This is a genomic window from Facklamia sp. P9177 (assembly GCF_050409585.1).
GTDB lineage: Bacteria > Bacillota > Bacilli > Lactobacillales > Aerococcaceae > Facklamia.
Window position 1 is genome coordinate 96184 of sequence record NZ_JBNUPE010000004.1, and the last position, 18487, is coordinate 114670.

The 18487-nt window shown below is 35.9% G+C and carries 19 protein-coding genes; 12 read left to right on the plus strand and 7 right to left on the minus strand.

The window, feature by feature from the left end; all coding sequences use genetic code 11:
- The first annotated feature begins 34 nt into the window (after positions 1-34).
- The 5 genes from ACQV18_RS03300 (at position 35) to ACQV18_RS03320 (ending at position 3340) form a co-directional block, all read left to right on the plus strand.
- The gene (locus ACQV18_RS03300) at positions 35-568 is read left to right on the plus strand and encodes a DUF1836 domain-containing protein (RefSeq protein WP_428872756.1); all 534 of its coding nucleotides are present in this window, start codon (positions 35-37) and stop codon (positions 566-568) included.
- The gene (locus tag ACQV18_RS03305; RefSeq protein WP_428872757.1) at positions 561-1412 is read left to right on the plus strand and encodes a DegV family protein; all 852 of its coding nucleotides are present in this window, start codon (positions 561-563) and stop codon (positions 1410-1412) included. Before ACQV18_RS03300 ends, ACQV18_RS03305 begins: the two co-directional genes overlap by 8 nt.
- A gap of 125 nt (positions 1413-1537) precedes the next feature.
- The gene (locus tag ACQV18_RS03310; RefSeq protein WP_428872758.1) at positions 1538-2383 is read left to right on the plus strand and encodes an NAD(P)H-hydrate dehydratase; all 846 of its coding nucleotides are present in this window, start codon (positions 1538-1540) and stop codon (positions 2381-2383) included.
- Positions 2367-2888: a hypothetical protein gene (locus ACQV18_RS03315; RefSeq protein WP_428872760.1), complete on the plus strand. Its 522-nt coding sequence runs from the start codon at positions 2367-2369 to the stop codon at positions 2886-2888. The genes ACQV18_RS03310 and ACQV18_RS03315 overlap by 17 nt, the downstream gene beginning before the upstream one ends.
- A 35-nt stretch (positions 2889-2923) precedes the next feature.
- On the plus strand, positions 2924-3340 hold the full coding sequence (locus ACQV18_RS03320) for a hypothetical protein (protein WP_428872761.1): 417 nt from the start codon (positions 2924-2926) through the stop codon (positions 3338-3340).
- Positions 3341-3388: 48 nt separating this feature from the next.
- Here ACQV18_RS03320 and sdaAA read toward each other — a convergent pair whose 3' ends face one another.
- The 4 genes from sdaAA to ACQV18_RS03340 form a co-directional block, all read right to left on the minus strand.
- Complete coding sequence (gene sdaAA / locus ACQV18_RS03325) at positions 3389-5005, minus strand: L-serine ammonia-lyase, iron-sulfur-dependent, subunit alpha (RefSeq protein WP_428885234.1); 1617 nt, start codon at positions 5003-5005, stop codon at positions 3389-3391.
- A gap of 113 nt (positions 5006-5118) precedes the next feature.
- A complete protein-coding gene (locus tag ACQV18_RS03330) occupies positions 5119-6075 on the minus strand; it encodes a DUF697 domain-containing protein (RefSeq protein WP_428872762.1) in 957 nt (318 codons plus the stop codon).
- 83 nt (positions 6076-6158) lie between these two features.
- Positions 6159-6614: a threonine/serine exporter family protein gene (locus tag ACQV18_RS03335; RefSeq protein ID WP_428872763.1), complete on the minus strand. Its 456-nt coding sequence runs from the start codon at positions 6612-6614 to the stop codon at positions 6159-6161.
- Positions 6605-7396 carry a threonine/serine ThrE exporter family protein gene (locus tag ACQV18_RS03340; RefSeq protein WP_428872764.1) on the minus strand — a complete coding sequence of 264 codons (792 nt, stop codon included), beginning with the start codon at positions 7394-7396 and terminating at the stop codon, positions 6605-6607. The genes ACQV18_RS03335 and ACQV18_RS03340 overlap by 10 nt, the downstream gene beginning before the upstream one ends.
- 113 nt (positions 7397-7509) lie before the next feature.
- On the opposite strand from ACQV18_RS03340, the gene ACQV18_RS03345 reads away from it, so the two are divergent.
- Together ACQV18_RS03345 and mutY are read left to right on the plus strand one after the other, a co-directional pair.
- Positions 7510-8460 (plus strand): RecX family transcriptional regulator, encoded by a 951-nt coding sequence (locus ACQV18_RS03345; RefSeq protein WP_428874895.1) that lies wholly within the window; start codon positions 7510-7512, stop codon positions 8458-8460.
- 4 nt (positions 8461-8464) lie between these two features.
- On the plus strand, positions 8465-9664 hold the full coding sequence (gene mutY / locus ACQV18_RS03350; RefSeq protein ID WP_428872766.1) for an A/G-specific adenine glycosylase: 1200 nt from the start codon (positions 8465-8467) through the stop codon (positions 9662-9664).
- Between the two features lie 91 nt (positions 9665-9755).
- Here the strand turns inward: mutY and ACQV18_RS03355 are convergent, their stop codons facing one another.
- Together ACQV18_RS03355 and ACQV18_RS03360 are read right to left on the minus strand one after the other, a co-directional pair.
- Entirely contained in the window at positions 9756-10322 is a 567-nt protein-coding gene (locus ACQV18_RS03355) for an NADPH-dependent FMN reductase (RefSeq protein WP_428892573.1), read from the minus strand.
- Positions 10322-11461 (minus strand): LLM class flavin-dependent oxidoreductase, encoded by a 1140-nt coding sequence (locus tag ACQV18_RS03360; RefSeq protein ID WP_428874894.1) that lies wholly within the window; start codon positions 11459-11461, stop codon positions 10322-10324. The genes ACQV18_RS03355 and ACQV18_RS03360 overlap by 1 nt, the downstream gene beginning before the upstream one ends.
- A 204-nt stretch (positions 11462-11665) precedes the next feature.
- Here ACQV18_RS03360 and ntdP point away from each other — a divergent pair, with 204 nt between their 5' ends.
- The 5 genes from ntdP to ACQV18_RS03385 all read left to right on the plus strand — a co-directional run bounded on the left by ntdP (position 11666) and on the right by ACQV18_RS03385 (position 17828).
- Complete coding sequence (gene ntdP, locus ACQV18_RS03365; protein ID WP_090289229.1) at positions 11666-12211, plus strand: nucleoside tri-diphosphate phosphatase; 546 nt, start codon at positions 11666-11668, stop codon at positions 12209-12211.
- A gap of 108 nt (positions 12212-12319) precedes the next feature.
- On the plus strand, positions 12320-14206 hold the full coding sequence (gene pulA / locus ACQV18_RS03370) for a type I pullulanase (protein WP_428872769.1): 1887 nt from the start codon (positions 12320-12322) through the stop codon (positions 14204-14206).
- A 301-nt stretch (positions 14207-14507) separates the two neighbouring features.
- Positions 14508-16298, plus strand: coding sequence for a glutamine--fructose-6-phosphate transaminase (isomerizing) (gene glmS / locus ACQV18_RS03375; RefSeq protein WP_428892574.1), 1791 nt, complete (start codon positions 14508-14510; stop codon positions 16296-16298).
- A gap of 132 nt (positions 16299-16430) precedes the next feature.
- Complete coding sequence (locus tag ACQV18_RS03380) at positions 16431-17336, plus strand: YitT family protein (protein ID WP_428872773.1); 906 nt, start codon at positions 16431-16433, stop codon at positions 17334-17336.
- Positions 17337-17459: 123 nt separating this feature from the next.
- A complete protein-coding gene (locus ACQV18_RS03385) occupies positions 17460-17828 on the plus strand; it encodes a Spx/MgsR family RNA polymerase-binding regulatory protein (protein ID WP_428874892.1) in 369 nt (122 codons plus the stop codon).
- Between the two features lie 43 nt (positions 17829-17871).
- Here the strand turns inward: ACQV18_RS03385 and ACQV18_RS03390 are convergent, their stop codons facing one another.
- Entirely contained in the window at positions 17872-18474 is a 603-nt protein-coding gene (locus ACQV18_RS03390) for a TVP38/TMEM64 family protein (protein ID WP_428872776.1), read from the minus strand.
- Positions 18475-18487 lie beyond the last annotated feature (13 nt).

Here is an 18487-nt window from a genome sequence, read left to right on the forward strand (position 1 = left end):
TATAGTGGTGATAACTAGATAAAAGGGGTGCTAAGTGACGATAAAAATTGAGAAGATATTAGCTTTCCATTGTCCTTCATGGGATGAATTACCTAAACAGTCCATGTTCAACCAAGAAGTGGTTGAATATATTCAAGATTGTTTGGGCCCAATCATGAATGACGAAGTAGCAATGACTTCCACGATGATTCAAAATTATTCTAAATGGGGTGTCATCCCTAAAATCAAGGGTAGGAAGTATGGACGTCAACAGATAGCCTTTCTTTTAATTATTGCTATCTATAAACGTATTTTGCCTATTGAAACCGTTCGAAGGGGCATTGAACTCCAAACGAAGAGGGTAACGATCGAAGAAGGGTTTGATTTGTTTTCAGAGTCAATTAACAATGCTGTTCAACGTGTTTTTAAAACGGTAGGTCAAAATCGTCCCTTTGTTGTTGAAGGAATTGAAATAAGTAAAAAAACCGAAGGTATTAATGCAGTATCACATGCATTTGCTACTAAATTACTAGCCGAATTGATTATTGAATCAGGTGGTTATGACCAGATAGGAGATTATAATGAATAAATTAGCTATTATTGCAGATACTTCACAAGACTTAAAGGCAGATCTTGCTGAACATTACGGTATTGAAATCATTCACTATATGTTGCAAATGGGAGATAAACACTATCGTGACTTGATTGATATTGATTCTAGGGAATTCTACGAACAGATGCAACATCATGACGTCTTATCGACTGGTATTCCGCCTATCCAAGAAATTATAGATCTTTTGGATCGTTTAGTAGAGAAGGGTTATACTCAAGCAGTAGTAATTACAGCATCTTTAAAATTAACCGGTATGCGTCAATTATATGAAGTAGTTAAAGAACAGTATAAAAACTTAGAAATTTTCATTTATGAATCCAATTATATTGCTTCAATCACTGGTTTACTTTCAATCTATGCTGCTGAACTCAGAGAAGATGGTAAGTCAGCTGAGGAAATTTTAGCTGAATTAGAAAGAGTGGAAAATAAAGCTGGTATTTACGCCCTGTTTAGAACGTTGAAATATGTTATTAAGGGTGGGAGGTTTAATAAGTATGCTGGTATGATTGGTACTTTCTTTAATATTAATCCATTATTAACTATTCATAACGGTGAAATTGAAATCATTAATAAGGCAAGAGGGAAGAAAAGATCTTATGCAACTCTTTTAGCAGCAGCTAAAGAAAAATTGCAAGGAGCTAAACGCTACAAAATCGCTCTTTTTGCCGGCAATAATAACGAAGAAATCTCTCAATTACAAAAAGATTTGGCTGAAGAAATTGCTAATGCTGAAACATCCATTGTGACTGAATTAACTCCCGTTTTAGGAGTACATGCCGGACCTCAGTCAGTAGGTATTTCAATTCTTGTTATTGATTAAAAAAATAAAAAATGATGAGAAATTCCTAGCCTCATCGTTTTTACTTTGTAAGCGTATTATTTTGACTTGCTTGTTATTAGATTTCAGCTTAATATAATACTATATTCAAGGAAATGAGGAAAACGATGATTGAATTAAGCTTGACTAAAATAAGATCACTTATAGATCCTCGTCCATTTGATAGTTACAAAGGGAACTACGGACATAGTTTGATTATAGCAGGTAATGAACAGATGGCGGGGGCTGCAATATTAGCTGCTAGCGCCTGTGTTCATGTTGGTTCGGGCTTAACGAGTTTGCTAACTGCAAAGACTAATATAAATGTTTGTCATTTGCATACTCCAGAGATGATGGTTGGGAATTGGGCAGATCAAAATTTGAGGAAACAGTGGATTTCTAAAGCAAATCACGTGTTAATTGGCCCGGGCCTTGGTAGGAGTCAAGAAAGTATTGAGATATTAAGTGAAACGCTATCAAGTATCCAACCTAATCAAGTGTTAATTCTTGATGGAGATGCCATTAGCCTGTGGGCGAAAGAAGGTCCATTTTCTTGTAAAGGCCAATTAATCTTTACCCCTCACTTGGGTGAATGGCTAAAAATGCAAGAAGCGAACAATATCAATGATCCTCAGGAATTTTCAGATTCATATCAAGCTATCCTCGTATTAAAATCGCATCAAACTGAGATTTATCAGCCTTCCGGCTTATCTTATAGCAATATCCCGGGCAATGCAGGCATGGCAATAGGGGGAATGGGCGATACCTTAGCTGGTATGATATCTGGATTGATGGGACAGTCTTCATCCCCTTTGGGTGCTGTATTGATAGCTGCTTATATGCACACAGCGATTGCTAATCAAATTAATCAAAAAGAATTTATTGTGTTACCATCCAGATTAATAAAGCAAATTCCTGAATTTATGAAAGATTTATTTGAATTGAAAGGTAATCGATTTGAACGAAGAATTTAAAGCCCAAAAACTAACTTTAAGCCCAAATAGTGATGAAAAAATGTGGATAGCTGAGATTGTGGGAGAAGATCCAGTCTATCGACTGAAAAGAGTATTTCTTCCTGAGTTTAAAAAGGGAACTTATCATTTATACGATGGTATTTATCAAATTCATGGAATCTATCCTGGAATCAGTCCTTTTAGTAAAGAATATTGTATCGTCAAGCACGGACATATGCAAAGAAAAATTCCACTCGAGACAATTTATCAACTCCTACCTCAAATAGAATCACAAGAGAGTAGACGGAAAAAACGGCTCAAGCATCAAATTATTGAGAAGTTAAACGTAATAGGGAAAAAGTTGGAACATGAATTAGTCTGGCGAGACATTGATTATCAGAAGGATCAATTAGATAGTTTAGAGAACTCTCAACAATTAACTTTAACTTTAGGACAGTTAATTAAACAAGAAGAGAAGATTGTTGATTCATATAAAAAAGCAATTGAACGTGGTATTGATGGCTAAGCGTTCAGATTAAAGATTATATAGGGAGCGAAAAAATGAAATTTAATATTGATAGATTAAAACAGACTCTCGAAGAATATTCTCGTTTACTTGAAATGGTAATAGTTATAGCTATTACTTTAAGTGTCGCTGTAGGAATGATTGACTTATTTAAATACGGTTATTTAGTTTTACAAGCAGATGTTATAGAAACCTATTCTGTTTTTCAAAATTTTTTAGGTTATGCTTTGTTGCTTTTAGTGGGAATTGAGTTAATTTTTATGTTGCTTTTTCACTCTCCTAAAGCAGTTTTAGAACTGATCTTATTTGTAATTGCTAGAAAAATGCTGATTTATGCGCAAACAATGGAAGATTTGGTATTAGGATCCATAGCTATCTTTATTGTCTTTGCTACTGTTCACTTTTTGGTCAAGAACGAAGATGGCCATTTATTACGAAATGACGAGGAGTAAAAATACTATGAGAAAAGCCTATCCCCATGACTGGGAATAGGTTTTAATTTATTTTACATAGATAGCCTTTAAATCATCAATAAAGCTAAAGCGAAGAAGAAGCTCATCTGTATCTTCTTGGTTAAGCTCTTGGTCCATTTCAAAGATAGTAATAGCGGGGCCATTAATTTTAGCTCTTTGGTGTGTCATGTATGAGATGTTTATATCATGATCTTGTAGGAAGGTTGAAAGGCGACCGATTGTTCCAATTTTATCTTTATGACGTATAATTAAAGTAGGGCGTTCGCCAGAAAAGCGAACATCATATTCATCATATTTGTTGATTTCGATTTTTCCACCACCTACTGATGAGCCAATGATGGTGACGTGGTTATTTGGACCGAAGATATGAATACGAGCAGTATTAGGGTGATAGTTTCCTAGATTACGCTCGAGGAAATTAATCTTTAATCCACGTTCTTCAGCAATATCACGTATATCAGCTATTTCTGAATCACGAGTCGTATAGCCTAAAACGCCGGCTATTAATGCTAGGTCAGTGCCATGACCTTGATAAGTTTTAGCAAAAGAATCCATTAGGGTGAATACGACTTCCTCAGGTTCTTCTCCTAGAAGTTGACGAGCAACATTACCGAGGCGAACGGCACCGGCAGTATGAGAAGATGAAGGACCGACCATTACTGGACCAATAATTTCGAAACCAGATTGGTAAGACGCGCTAACTCCATCCTCTAAAATCTTTTCACCTGTTCCAGATAACTCAACCTCAACATCAGCTACTAATTCATCTGAATTACCAAAGACCTGTTCTTTGATACGACGGGCAGTAGGAGTGCCCGCTACACCACCAATGCCTGTTTCTCTTAATGATTCAGGGAGTTCATTACCAATAGCATCCATAGCGTCAATAACTTCATCCGAAGGAATAATGGATACCACATCAGCTAATGCCATATCAGCAGCAGCCATTGCAGTCAGTGCATGAAGTCCATTCCGAATGATACAAGGGATTTCTACTAAACCTGCAACAGGATCGCAAACAAGTCCGAGTGAGTTTTTAAGTGCTAATCCCACTGCATTACCAACTTGCTCAGGTGTTCCACCTTTCAATTCAACTAGGGCCCCAGCTGCCATAGAAGTGGCAGAACCCACTTCGGCTTGGCAACCTCCTTGGGCGCCGGAAATAGAAGCACGGTTAGCAATAACTAAGCCTAAAGCAGAAGCGGTAAACATCGCACGGACTAATTGTTCCTTTTCAAAATTTCCAGTATCAAGCATATGAACTAAACAAGCAGGTAAAATACCGGCAGAACCTGCCGTAGGGGTCGCAACAATTCTTCCCATTGAAGCATTCACTTCATTGACTGCCATCGCATTTGCGACAACTCTTAATGTGAAGGAATCGATTAAAGAGTCATCCTTTTGGGTATATTCAAAGACACGATGACCATCTCCACCAGTCACACCTGTATGACTCATAACAGACTCCAAAGTACCTTTTCTTACTGAATTGACCATGACATCAAACTGTTCTTCCATAGCAACTAACATTTCTTCCTCAGTAATTCCTCGTAATTCCATTTCATTTTGAATCATTACTTGAGAAATGGTTAGTTCTCTTTCATTAGCTTCATCAATTAAACCTTTTAAACTTGTAAATGACATAAAATCAACCCCAATCCAGATACTTATTTTTACTTAGTGCATTATAGCACAGCCTTACTTGTAATTTAACCTTTTTCAGAAAAATATGCTAGCGTAAATCGCTAGCATTGCTATTATATCTTTGTAAACGGATTCCATTTCTTACTATTTTCGATACCTGTTTTTTTAACAGATTTAACGATGGTTTGGATAACTTTTAAACTGCCATCTTTAATAATTTGACCGAGCAATTTAGTGCTTTCAATGGTTGCAGACCGTTTGATAACTTGATTATCAGCATCTTTCAAGCTGCCCAAATAATCCATAGTAACAATTCCCACTCTTAAGGTTAGTAGGGCATTAATGGATCCTTCTAAAATCGAGTTGGCTATTAAATTAGTAATCGAAACAGAGCCTGGAATCATGGATAATAGACTGCCTCCAAGGATGGAAGAGATGAAAGGTTCCATTTGAGCTTCAATAAGATCTAAGTCTTCAATCCCTCTAGCCATTAAAATTGTGGTTGCAACATTAGTGTATATGGAAAGAACTTTTCCGAAACTCGGACGCGTATCATACACTTTGATCAAATGCCAAACCATTTTCATTAAAACAACTAGAACTGTAAGGGCATCTAAGGAACCATTTTGTGAGATAGCAGTTGTTAAGAAAACCATTTGAGCTTGTTTTTTGATTTCAATTAAGCCATGTTCTCTTAAAGAATGATGGGCCAAGTGAATTTGTTCTTCTGCGGATAAGTTTTCGTGAGCAAGCCAATCGTAATTCAGCTCTTTTAAAGTAGGGTTCTTAATTAGTTTGACTAAACTATCTTTTACATACTGATCGTATTCTTCTGGACCTGCTCCATCTGCTAAATCTATTTCTTTAGGCAACTTCATTAGTTCTCTCACAGTTAGGAATGTAAAATAAATTAACATAACAGCTAGAATAAAAATGACTGTGAGTGCTAAGAGAGGATGGATATAAGCTAAATTACGGTATAATTGCATAAATTGATTGAAAATAAAAATAATGGTTATAATTAAAAAAGTTGAGGCTACTACTTTCAGCCATTGGCGCCAATTATTCAAAAAATCACCCCTCGATTTTATAAGTTTAACATTTTAAATAGAAAGATTACTCCGACCATAGACTGACCGATTGAGCATAAAATTTAATCGGCTTGTGACCTTTTATTAAGGTGATATTTATAAGTATCCATAGCTGAATCCACGACAAAGACCGCTAAACCAATGGCAAGAGCAGTCACCAAGGCTTGATAAAAGGACTGACTAGCTGCAATCAAATTGTTTTGCATAAAGTATTCTGCAGTCTCGTAAATGGCAATTCCCGGTACATAAAGAAAGAAAGCAGGAATGTAAAAAACATTAACGACGGTTTTAAACTTACGTGACATCCACTGGCCCATAATACTTACAATAAGACTACCAATAAAAGTAGCGATAAAGGTATTGGTGTGACTTAGAACAAATAAATAAACAGCATATGAAATGATTCCCGGTATACCTGACCAATAAATGAATTTACGTGGAGCATTGACATTGATAGCTGCTGCTACAGTTGCTAGATAACTAGCAACGAGTCTTAATATTAAATGATTTAATTCCATAAGTTAATCACTCCATATGAGATAGCTAAGCCAATTCCGACACCCAAAGCAAGGCTCAATCCTTCCTTAAAAGCATCTATTAAACGAGTTATACCAGTAGAGTAATCCCCGTGAAGCAAATCACGGATTCCATTGGTAAAAGCCGTTCCGGGATAAAGTGGCATTAAAGTGGCACCAATAACAATATTTAGGTTAAAGCGGGTGGTTACATACCAATGGATAATGGGTAAAACAAAGGCTAGTGAACTTGTCATTAAGACATTGACAGCAAAACGGTTGAGACCAAAGTTATCTTCTGATAGTTTAAAAAATAGAATCATGATGGTTGGAATTAGAGCAATCACCAAATCGCCTAAACCACCTTCTAATAAGATAACATAGGACATGATCAAAAGAATTGTCCAAACAAATTGGTTATGGGTGGTATATTCTTGGTCTTGAATGCTGTTTAGTTTCAAATAGGCTTCTTGTGGACTAATACTTTTGTCTAATAATTGACCAATGATTTCATTGACTTGATGGATGATGCGCATGTGATTTTTGCGGTTTTTCACCCTTACAATAATTGTGCTTCCCACCGGGCTTTCTTCTTTAAACTGACTATTTTGTAAAGCTAAAAATAGGCCAGAAGCAGATGAAAAGACAGCGGGTTGGTCAAAGTTACTTAATGAGAGAATTTGGTTAACTGTTCGCTCAACTCGATAACCTTCAGCTTCTGATTGAATCAAGAGGGTCCCAGCAAGAGTGGCTAGTTGAAGAATTGACTGTTCTCTTTTATCCATGAGCAAGCCCCTTTAGTTTTTTGTCTATTATAGCATATTCTCGATAACAGAATAGAAGTCTGAATCAGAGAAGTTGGATAAATCGTGTTACAATAATAAATAGAGGTGATGATTTGAAAATATCAAAAATTCAGGTTCAAAAAAAGAATAAGCAACGCTATTCTATTTTTATAGATAATCAGTTTGCTTTTGGAATCGATGAGGCAATTTTAATTAAGTTTGCTATCAGAAAAGGTTTAGCAGTCGATCAAGAGTTAATTAGAAAAATTTTAGAAGCTGAATTTCATTATCGTTTTTATCAAAAAACGCTAAACTATCTGTCTTATGGTTTGAAATCTGAACAAGAAGTACGTGATTATCTTGATAAAATGATAAAAGAGTCACAAAGTGAGAAGATGGAAGAAAGGCAGGATTTTTCTAAGGAAATGGAATCTAGTAACTGCAAAACGCCACTAGCTAATCCCAGTAAACAACAAAGGAATGTTGACTATGCATCTTTTGACATTTCAGAAAGTTTGATTGATCAAATTATTGACAAACTAAAAGAACAAAACTTAATTAATGATCTTATTTATGGCCAAGCCTATGTACGCACTCAAGCCAATATCAACCGTAAAGGGCCAAGAAACATTTCTTATGAGCTGAAAATGAAAGGTTTAAATGATCTATTAATTGAAGAAGCTTTAATGGAGTATCCAGAAAATTTGCAACGAGAAAACTTAAAAATGTTAGCGGATAAGTTTATTAAAAGTAAAAAACGATTGTCTTTAGCCATGCAAAAAACAAAGTTATACCAACACCTTAACCAAAAGGGCTATGATCGAACAATCATTCAAACCTTTCTAGATAATTATAAAATGGAAGTCGATCCTGAACTTCAGGAGGATCTGCTGGATAAAGAGGGGCAAAAAATTTTCCGCAAAAGATCCAAAAAACATGAAGGCTACGAACTTAAGCAGCGTCTAATTGTCGACTTGCGACAAAAGGGATTTGAATATCAAGACATTCAAAATTGGCTAGAGGATAATGAAAGTGTGATGAATATGAAAGGGGAGAATGAGTAGTTAAATGAGTAAATTTATAAGTAGTTATCTTGATTGGTCTCCTCAAAAAATTCAGAAGTTTCGCAAAACAGTATTAACTTGGTACGATGAAGAAGGGCGAGACTTACCATGGCGCCACAGCAAAGATCCCTATCAAATTTGGGTCAGTGAGATTATGCTGCAACAAACGCAAGTGAATACGGTTATCCCTTACTATGAGCGTTTTATAGACGAGTTACCAACTATTCAAGCTTTAGCTCAAAGTTCTGAAGAACAACTGCATCAGCTATGGCAAGGCTTAGGCTATTATTCAAGGGTAAGAAATATGCAATTTGCTGCTAAACAAATTATGAATGATTATGATGGCATCATGCCAAAAACCATGAAGGAGCTATTAAGTTTAAAAGGTATTGGACCTTATACAGCAGCAGCTATCGGATCGATTGCCTTTGGTTTAGTTGAGCCTGCCATTGATGGCAATTTAATGCGTATTATCGCTCGCTTATTTGAAGTAGAGGAAGATATTGGTCAAGCAAAAAACCGTAAAGTTTTTAAAGCCATATTAGACCCTCTGATTGACCCCAAACGACCGGGTGACTTTAATCAAGCTTTGATGGATATTGGAGCTACCGTTATGACACCAAGCAATTACCGGCCTGAAAACCATATCTTAGAAGAATTTGATCAATCTTATCAAAATGGAACGAGTCATCTTTATCCAGTTAAACATAAGAAGACTAAGCAGATAAGACAAGAATGGCTTGCTTATAAAATTATAAATAAAGAAGGGAAAGTTTTAATGCGTCAGCATCAAACCGGAGAATTATTGTTCGGCTTATGGCACTATCCTTTAGTAGAAGTCGATTTGCTAGCTTTAAAAGATGCAAATGAAGTTAAAGAGGCATTCTTTTATACTTATCTCAAGCCAGATGAAATGGTAATGGAATCTGTTGTAGAAGAAATTCAGCAATACTTTAAAGTCAAGATAGAAAAGCTTACTCCAGCAATAAAACATGTTTTTAGCCATCGAATTTGGCAAGTTGGCATTTTAGCGGTCAATTTTGAAAGTAGTGGACAGCAATTACTTGATCAGCTTCATCTAAATGATAGTAGCTTTCGGTGGGTAGCAGAGAGTGATATAAGTCAATTGGCCTTGTCCTCACTGCAGATAAAATTATTAGATAGTAATAAAGCATCTTCTAATGATGACTTACGACTTTTTTAAATGATGCATCAAACAAATAAGTTTTAAAAAATTTAGACCCCTAGCAAAAAGAGCTAGAGGTCTTTTGATTACAAACGATATATTTTAATTATTAAAAGTCATAGGCTTCTTCTTCTTTTTGTCGTTTTAATTCCATAGCTTGGCTAAATAATAAAGTATCTTTAATTAAACCATCTAAACGGTAATGGATGTTTTGATTAATTATTTCACCTTGATGATAGTCAGCTTCTTCAATAAAGACATAAGAAGGAATAACCATAGCTTTCATATATGAAAGTATAGGCTTCAATTGATATTCGGCAATTAAGTAGTGTTTAGGACTACCTGCTGTAATCACCATTCCAACTGTCTTGTCTCTTAAAGCATTTTGTGGAAAAAGATCGAAAATATTTTTAAGTGTGGCTGGGATGGAGGCTTGGAAGATTGGACTACCAATTATGATAGCATCAGCTTCCATGATTGCTTTTGTAACATAAGCACTATCGCCAGTAAGTTCAACATAGTGATGACCATCCGCGAATTCAATATCTTTTTCAGCTAGATCAATCAACTCCACATCAAAGTCTGAATAGTTTGTTTGAATAATCTCTTTAGTGAGGTTCATAGCAATGCGAGTTTTACTACCCATCTTCGAACCAGAAAGTAAAATTAATCTCATTATTCCACTTCCTTTTCCTTGGTCAATTCTTGGACCGTCTCTCTAAATTTAGCGTGATCGGTTGGCTCAGCTTGATCGGCAGCTTTTTGACCAGTATAGCGGCGAACAGCGGGTAAAACTTTAGCCTCTAAAAGTTCTAAGTTCTTCATTAGATGTTCGAAAGGAATTCCACCAAAATCAATTTGAGCCACATAACGGCTGATACCGAAAGTTTCATATTGATAGAGAATTTTCTCAACGATTTCTTGCGGACTTCCAACGTTAAGAATATCATTAAGGTTTTCTGATTGGGCAAAAGCTCGCTTAGGAAATTCTTGACCATTTGAGAAGGTAAAGCCTTTAGAAATGAAAGTATAGGCTTCTTGTCTGGCTTTTTGTGAAGTTTCAGCTACGTATAGCATTCCAGCAGTTGCCACAGGGAAATCTTGGCTTTGATAGCCACTTTCTTCTAAGGCTTCCCGATAAGACTGAATATTAGCTAAATGAATATCGACTGGTCCAGTTAAATGTGCTAAGAAGATAGGGGCTCCTTGACGTCCGGCTTGAATAGCAGATGTGCGATGGCCACCAACTGCGCGCCAAATTGTCAGTTTACGATTTTGATAAGGTCGAGGTAGAATGGAAGCATTCTTCAAAGGTGCTCTAAATTCTCCCTCCCAATTTATAATTAAATCTTCATTAATCTGACGTAAAAGTTCAAATTTTTCTTCGAATAAGGCTTCATAATCGCGCATATTATAGCCTAATAAATCAAAAAGACCTACACGTGAAGCGCGTCCTGCAATGATCTCCATTCTTCCTTTTGAAATAAGATCCAGGGTAGCAAAATCTTCAAAGATGCGAACGGGATCTGAAGTTGAAACGATGGTTGCAGCAGAAGAAAGTTTAATTTTAGAAGTTGCTTGAGCAATAGCTGCTAAGATAACTGTATGCGCTTGGCTAGTAAAATAAGGTTGGTGACTTTCACCGACACTAAAAAGATCTAAGCCAGCCGCTTCTGCTTCAATACCATAACGAATAATTTCATTGACTCTTTGTTCTTGTGAAATACGGTCGCCAGTAATTGGATGAGGTACATGATCACCTAAAGTATATATACCAATTTCTAGTGGTTTTTTGGGGGAAGTGCTTGAATTCATAATAAGCTTCCTTTCTTTTTTTTATTGAACAAATTATAGCATAAATCTCGAATTTTAGGAAATAATTTATTTTAAGGAGAGAATAAGCTTTCTCTTATAAAATGAAATTTGCTCCCATAAAGACAAGCGAGTATGATATAATATTCAAGGAAAAGTTGATAGCCGAATGGCTAATTATTTACACAATAGAAAGTAGGTTCAGTGATGAAGCAGCCCAGAGAAGGTGAATTCATTACTGTTAAAAGTTATAAACACGATGGTTCTTTGCATCGAACATGGCGCGATACGATGGTTTTAAAGACCAGTGAGCAGTCTATTATTGGGTGCAATGATCATACTTTAGTGATCGAATCAGATGGTCGTCGATGGGTGACACGAGAAGCTGCAATTGTATATTACCATCAACATTTTTGGTTTAATATTGTAGCGATGATTCGTAAAAGAGGTGTCACTTATTATTGTAATCTTGCCTCTCCATATGTTATGGACAAGGAAGCGTTAAAATATATTGATTATGATCTTGATATAAAAATGTTTCCAGATGGTGAGAAGCGATTGTTAGATTTAGATGAGTATGAAGTACATAGTCGACGTTATAATTATCCAGTCGAAATTGATCGCATTTTGAAATATAACATTCAAGAGCTGGTCCGTTGGATTGAGGAAAAAAAAGGTCCTTTTAATCCGGCCTTTATCGATATTTGGTATGAACGTTATTGTCAATTGTCACATCGCAAACGTTATAAATAGTTAATAGTAGAATTCACTGAGAGAGATTTTGTGTAAAACGCAATAGAAGCGATAGTAAATCGTTATTCTATTGCTTTTTTTTAAAATAAAGGATGAGAGAGTGAAGGTATGTATACAAAAGAGAGGATTAAAGAATTAGATCAAATGGCATATTTAGGTGCATTAGGAGCTATCTATTCACCTGATAAAACAGTATTTAAAGTATGGGCACCAACTGCTCGCTCCATCCAATTAATTGTTTTTGAAGGTTATTATGGTCAAGTTAAAGATGAACACCTCATGGTTAAGCAAGGCCCTGTATTCCAAATAGAATTAGCAGGGGACCATCATCAAACAACCTACCGCTTTCGTATTGATTTCAAAGACGGGAGCCAAAAGGAAACAATCGATCCATACGCTCGAGCATGTACAGTTAATGGTAGGAGATCAGTCGTAGTTGATTTGAAAAAAACCAATCCAGCAGGCTGGTCGAAAAGGATGCCGTCTTTTCCTCGAGACGAAGCTATGGTTATTTATGAAGTGAATGTACGCGACTTAACGATTCAAGGCGAATCTGGCATTACTGATAGAGGAAAGTATCTAGGATTGACTCAAACCGACACACGAAATCCTGAAGGGGATTCCACAGGGTTAGACTATCTAAGTGAGTTGGGAGTGACCCATTTAGAATTTTTACCTCTTTTCGATTTTGACTCTATCGATGAAACCTTTGAGCAACCAAATGAATATAATTGGGGTTACGATCCTTATAACTACAATATTCCAGAAGGCTCTTACGCAACAGATCCTTATGATCCTATTGTTAGAATTAAAGAATTAAAACAAATGATTCATGCTATTCATCAAAAAGGGATGCGTGTCATTATGGATGTTGTTTATAATCATGTCTACCAAGTTGAAAACCATCCTCTCCACTTAACAGTCCCGCACTATTATTTTCGCTATGACCAATCTGGACAGTTAACTAATGGCAGTGGCGTGGGAAATGATACAGCATCTGAACGTGTGATGATGCAAAAGTTCATCGTAGACTCTGTTCAATACTGGGCAAGTGAATTTCATATCGATGGATTTCGCTTTGATTTAATGGGTTTGCATGATATTGAGAGTTTAAAAGCTGTTCGAGAAGCTCTTGATGCAATTGACCCTAGTATAATTATTTTAGGTGAGGGTTGGGATATGGCTAGTCCCATTCCACCAGATCAAAAAGCTAATTTAAATAATGCTTATAAAATGCCTAGAATAGCTCAATTTAATGATGGGATCCGAGAGGCTATAAAAGGGAATGATTTTAATCCTGAGGCAAGGGGGTTTATTAATGGTGCTTGGTACATGGAAGAACCACTAGTTAATAATTTTCTAGCTCGCTATGATTCTGAAAAATTTAATAATCCCATGCAAGTGATTCAATATTGTGAAGCACACGATAATTATACACTCTATGATCGGTTAATGATGGCTGACCCTTATCATCTACCGGAAATTATTATAAAAAAACAGCAATTAGGATTGGCTTTAGTCTTGCTAGCCCAAGGGATTCCCTTTATTCATGCTGGTCAAGAATTTTTAAGAAGCAAGCAAGGAGTCAGAGATTCTTATAACCGACCAGATGCTATTAATCAAATCGATTGGTCTCTAATGACTCAACATTGTAAAACGGTGGAATTCGTAAAGGGTTTAATTCAATTAAGAAAAGAAGAGCCTCTTCTACGCCAAACTAGCTATGAGAGCTTACGTTGTTCGACAGAAGTAATTCAAGCTTCAGACCAAATCATGGCGGTTCGTTATGCCGGTAAAAGCTATGATCTCTTGTTAATGTTTAATGGTGGTGAAGAATATGCGCACTTTAATGTTCCTTTAGGCAATTATACGATGTTAGTTTACGATGATGTTGTTGATCTTGAAGAAAATGAATATCTTAATCAAATTAAATCGATTAATTTGCTTCCATATTCAACGACGGTTATTAAACGTTTAAAAAAGAGAACAAAATAAATATAATTCAAAAGAGCGTGAAGATTCCTTTTAATCCTTACGCTTTTTTGTGTGAAGTTTTTGACATTTAGTCGTGCTTAGTGTAAGTTTAATAGGCTTTCAGAAAATATAAAAGGAGACTAAAATTGGATAGCGCCAGACCTATTGAAATAGGTGACGAGGATGAGTTTATCGAATTTTCGGCGGATGACTCAAGGCTGTGCAGTCTTTAAGAATAGTTAAAACAAGATCGCGAGAACTTGGACAGAGTCTATTCTATGCACCGAAAGCATAAAATATTGAAAGAAATGAGGCGTATTTTATGTGCGGAATTGTTGGATTTATTGGTGAAGGAAATGTACAAAGAATTATACTTGATGGATTGGCAAAATTAGAATACCGTGGTTATGATTCGGCCGGACTTTATCTTTTAGATCAAGAAGGTAGGGGGCATCTTTTTAAAGAGAAAGGTAGAATTGCCGACCTTGAAAGGGCAATAAATCAAGAATTTAACTCTAGTATTGGTATTGGTCACACACGGTGGGCAACCCACGGTCCTGCTAATAGAGAAAATGCTCACCCCCATCAATCTAATTCTGATCGCTTTACTTTAGTCCATAATGGTGTGATTGAAAACTATTTAGACTTAAAGAAAACTTACTTAAGTGAAGTATCATTAAAGTCACAAACAGACACAGAAGTAATTGTTGCTTTAATTGCTTACTTCTCACAAGAAGGAATATCTACCAAAGAAGCATTAAAAAAGGTGCTTCAATTGATAGAAGGCTCTTATGCTATTGGATTAATTGATAAAGAAGACCCCACAACTCTTTATGCTGCTAAGAAAAAATCACCATTATTAGTGGGCATGGGAAACGATTTCAATGTAATTGCATCGGATGCAATGGCAACGATTGATTTGACCAGTGAATATATTGAAATTCACGACGGTGAATTATTGATGATTCAATCGGATGGCATTTTAATTGAGGACTTATCGGGTCAAGTCATTGACCGTTCTTCTTATATTGCAGACTTAGATGCTAGTGATCTTGATAAAGGAACTTATCCGCACTATATGCTTAAAGAAATGGATGAGCAAGCTGCTGTAGTTCGTAAAAATATTCTTTATTATCAGAATCAAGATAGTGAATTTACTATTGAAGCTGACCTTTTATCTGAAATTAAGCAAGCGGATCGTCTTTATATTTTAGCTTGTGGGACTTCTTATCATGCAGGTTTAGTAGGTAAAGTGATGATTGAAGACTTGGCGAAAATACCAGTGGAAGTTCATCTTTCATCAGAGTTTTCTTATCACTTGCCGCTATTAAGTCAAAGACCTTTCTTTATATTTATTTCTCAATCAGGCGAAACAGCTGATAGTCGACAAGCTTTAGTGAAAGTCAATGAATTAAACTATCCATCTTTAACTATAACTAATGTCAAGGGATCTACTCTCTCGAGAGAATCGGATTATACACTTTTATTGAATGCAGGACCGGAAATTGCTGTGGCTTCTACAAAGGCTTATACAGCTCAATTAACAGTCTTAGCGATTTTAGCAGATGTTCTTGCAAGCCAAAAGGATTTCTCAATGAAACATGAGTTATCATTAGTTTCTCAAGCCATTGAAAGGGTTCTTACTCAAAAAGAGGCTTTAAATTCTTGGGTAAAAAATGGACTTGCAGATAAAGTGCATGCTTTCTATTTAGGGCGTCATATGGATTATTTAGTAGCCATGGAAGCAGCTCTTAAACTAAAAGAAATCTCATACATTCACACCGAAGCTTTTGCTTCAGGAGAATTAAAACATGGAACAATTGCTTTAATAGAAGAGGGAACGCCTGTTACTGCATTAATAACTGACCCAGTAACAGCTTCCATTACGCGGTCTAGTTTAGAAGAAGTGAAAGCGCGCGGAGCCAAAACGTTTGTAATAGCAAGTGAACCATACGCAAGTGAAGGAGACTTTGTTCTTCCATCTGTGCATCCGCTCTTAACTCCAATTGTGAGTGTGGTTGCTTGCCAAATGATTGCCTATTTAGCAACAGTTGAACGGGGGCTTGATGTAGATAAACCACGTAATTTAGCTAAATCGGTAACGGTGGAGTAATTTATAAAAAAGATGAGAAATGACTGAGGTTTTATCCACAGAAATTTAATTAAAAAGTCATCTGAAGGTTCTGTTTTTTAAATCGAATAAACGCTATAATAGATAATGAAATATAAAATTAGGAGCGAATAAATGAAACCGTCAATTTCAAAACTTCAGCTACAGGTGAAACCATGGGCACTTGCCTATTCCATCTTTATGGTTACTTTAGGCTGTCTCGTCTATGCTGCTGGGGTAAACAGTTTTGTAATCCCCAATCATTTTGGTAATGGTGGAGTGGCAGGTATCGCGATTATCTTAAAATATATCAAGGATATTCCTACTGGGACCACAAACCTCATTATAAATTCTTTTATTCTATTGATTGGTTATCGATTTCTTGAAAAACGTACATTAATTTTTACAATTTATGCCATGATTGTAACCTCCTGGGCTTTAAACACTGTCTTTCCACCTGTTTTTATTTCAGAAAACCGGCTAATTTCGGCAATGGCAGGCGGAGTTGTAATGGGTATTGGTTTAGGATTAATTCTTAAAGGACATGGTTCTTCGGCTGGAACAGATATTATCGCCATGATTTTAAAGAAATACCTTGGGATTAATTTTGCCACAGCTACCTTTTTATTAAACATGTCAATTGTCTTAGCTTCTGGGTTTGTTATAGGTGCTGAAAACACTATTGTTACTATTTTTATGAAATTTTTAACCTCAGCTGCCTTAGAATTTGTTACGGATGGCTTTAGTCGTCGGAAGGCAATGTTAATTATTACTAAAGAACCAGAACAAGTTTGTCAGATGATTACCGAAGAAATTGCAAGAGGGATCACTGTTTTCAGAGCTTATGGTTATTACACCCATAAGGAAAAAGAAGTGTTATATATTGTTGTATCTAAACAGCAAGTGGTGAAAATAGAGCGACATATTGCTTCAATTGATCCAAATGCTTTTGTTACAGTTAGTGATGTTCAAGAAGTTATTGGACAAGGATTTACTTTTTATAATCCTAATAATAAAAATCGCCGTTTTTACGATGAATAATAAAAGAACTCGTCTTCAAAATTGGAAGGCGATTTTTTGGACGAGATAAAAATTAGAGTCAATTTTATAATACTGTGAGCTAATTATGCTATGTATTCTTTAATGAATGACGGAGGGAAAATGATGATTAAAGTATATGGTTTAAAGCAATGTTCAACTTGTCGCAAGATTATGAAGTATTTGCAGGAAAATGGTTTGGAATTGACTGAGATAGAAGATATTCGCGACAATCCCCCCTCTCTTTCGGAATTAAAAGTGGCTTATCAATCGACAGATGGCAATATTCGCAAAATGCTAAATACTTCTGGACAGGTCTACCGAGATATGAAATTAAAAGACCGTTTAGATAGTATGTCTTCTGAAGAAGTTTTAAAGCTAATGAGTAAAAACGGTATGCTAATTAAAAGACCATTTTTAATTGAAAAAGAAAAGGCAAGTAGTGGTTCTAATTTAAAAATAATTAACCGAGTGTGGGAAATTAACAAAGCTTAAAACATAAAAAGAGGTTATCAACTATATAGTGATAGCCTCTTTTTTAAAAGAATGATGTTAACCAATGTAAAATATAAGTTGTTCCAAAACCATAACAAGCTAAGGAAACAGGTTTGCCAAATAGCAAGGATAAAATGAAGTACTTGCGAGTCATAGTAGTGATTCCAGCTCCATAACAGAGAATATCAGCTGGCGAGAAGGGAAAAAACATTAAAAAAGTAAAAAGCCAATTTCCCATGTTTTTTCTTTCGTAAAGTCTGATCATTTTACCATAAGACTTATCGCCGAGTATGGCTCGGACAGTAGGTTTTCCATATCTTCTACCAATCCAAAAGTTGACCCAAGATCCGAGATAGATGGGTAACAAATTGAGGACGAAACCCCAAAAGGGACCAAAGGCTAAGATTCCGATGGGAATAGTAATCGCTCCCGGCATAACTGGAATAATGGTTTGGGCTATCTGAATGATAATAAAAATCAAGGGCGCCCAAAAGCCAAAACCTTTAATCATTACTAGCATTTTTCTCTCGTCGGTAAAAACACCTGCTTGAATTCCCCACATAACTAATATGAAAGTAACTATGAGTCCCAAAATATTGAGGAAATGCATCCATTTTCGGGTTAAAATTTGTCTTTTTTCATCCATCGGGTCACACTCC

Coding starts and splice junctions, on each gene's coding strand:
- ACQV18_RS03305 (WP_428872757.1), top strand. CDS start 561: ATGAATAAATTAGCTATTATTGCAGATACTTCACAAGACTTAAAGGCA.
- ACQV18_RS03310 (WP_428872758.1), top strand. CDS start 1,538: ATGATTGAATTAAGCTTGACTAAAATAAGATCACTTATAGATCCTCGT.
- ACQV18_RS03320 (WP_428872761.1), top strand. CDS start 2,924: ATGAAATTTAATATTGATAGATTAAAACAGACTCTCGAAGAATATTCT.
- sdaAA (WP_428885234.1), bottom strand. CDS start 5,005: ATGTCATTTACAAGTTTAAAAGGTTTAATTGATGAAGCTAATGAAAGA.
- ACQV18_RS03335 (WP_428872763.1), bottom strand. CDS start 6,614: ATGGAATTAAATCATTTAATATTAAGACTCGTTGCTAGTTATCTAGCA.
- ACQV18_RS03340 (WP_428872764.1), bottom strand. CDS start 7,396: ATGGATAAAAGAGAACAGTCAATTCTTCAACTAGCCACTCTTGCTGGG.
- mutY (WP_428872766.1), top strand. CDS start 8,465: ATGAGTAAATTTATAAGTAGTTATCTTGATTGGTCTCCTCAAAAAATT.
- ACQV18_RS03355 (WP_428892573.1), bottom strand. CDS start 10,322: ATGAGATTAATTTTACTTTCTGGTTCGAAGATGGGTAGTAAAACTCGC.
- ACQV18_RS03360 (WP_428874894.1), bottom strand. CDS start 11,461: ATGAATTCAAGCACTTCCCCCAAAAAACCACTAGAAATTGGTATATAT.
- ntdP (WP_090289229.1), top strand. CDS start 11,666: ATGAAGCAGCCCAGAGAAGGTGAATTCATTACTGTTAAAAGTTATAAA.
- pulA (WP_428872769.1), top strand. CDS start 12,320: ATGTATACAAAAGAGAGGATTAAAGAATTAGATCAAATGGCATATTTA.
- glmS (WP_428892574.1), top strand. CDS start 14,508: ATGTGCGGAATTGTTGGATTTATTGGTGAAGGAAATGTACAAAGAATT.
- ACQV18_RS03380 (WP_428872773.1), top strand. CDS start 16,431: ATGAAACCGTCAATTTCAAAACTTCAGCTACAGGTGAAACCATGGGCA.
- ACQV18_RS03385 (WP_428874892.1), top strand. CDS start 17,460: ATGATTAAAGTATATGGTTTAAAGCAATGTTCAACTTGTCGCAAGATT.
- ACQV18_RS03390 (WP_428872776.1), bottom strand. CDS start 18,474: ATGGATGAAAAAAGACAAATTTTAACCCGAAAATGGATGCATTTCCTC.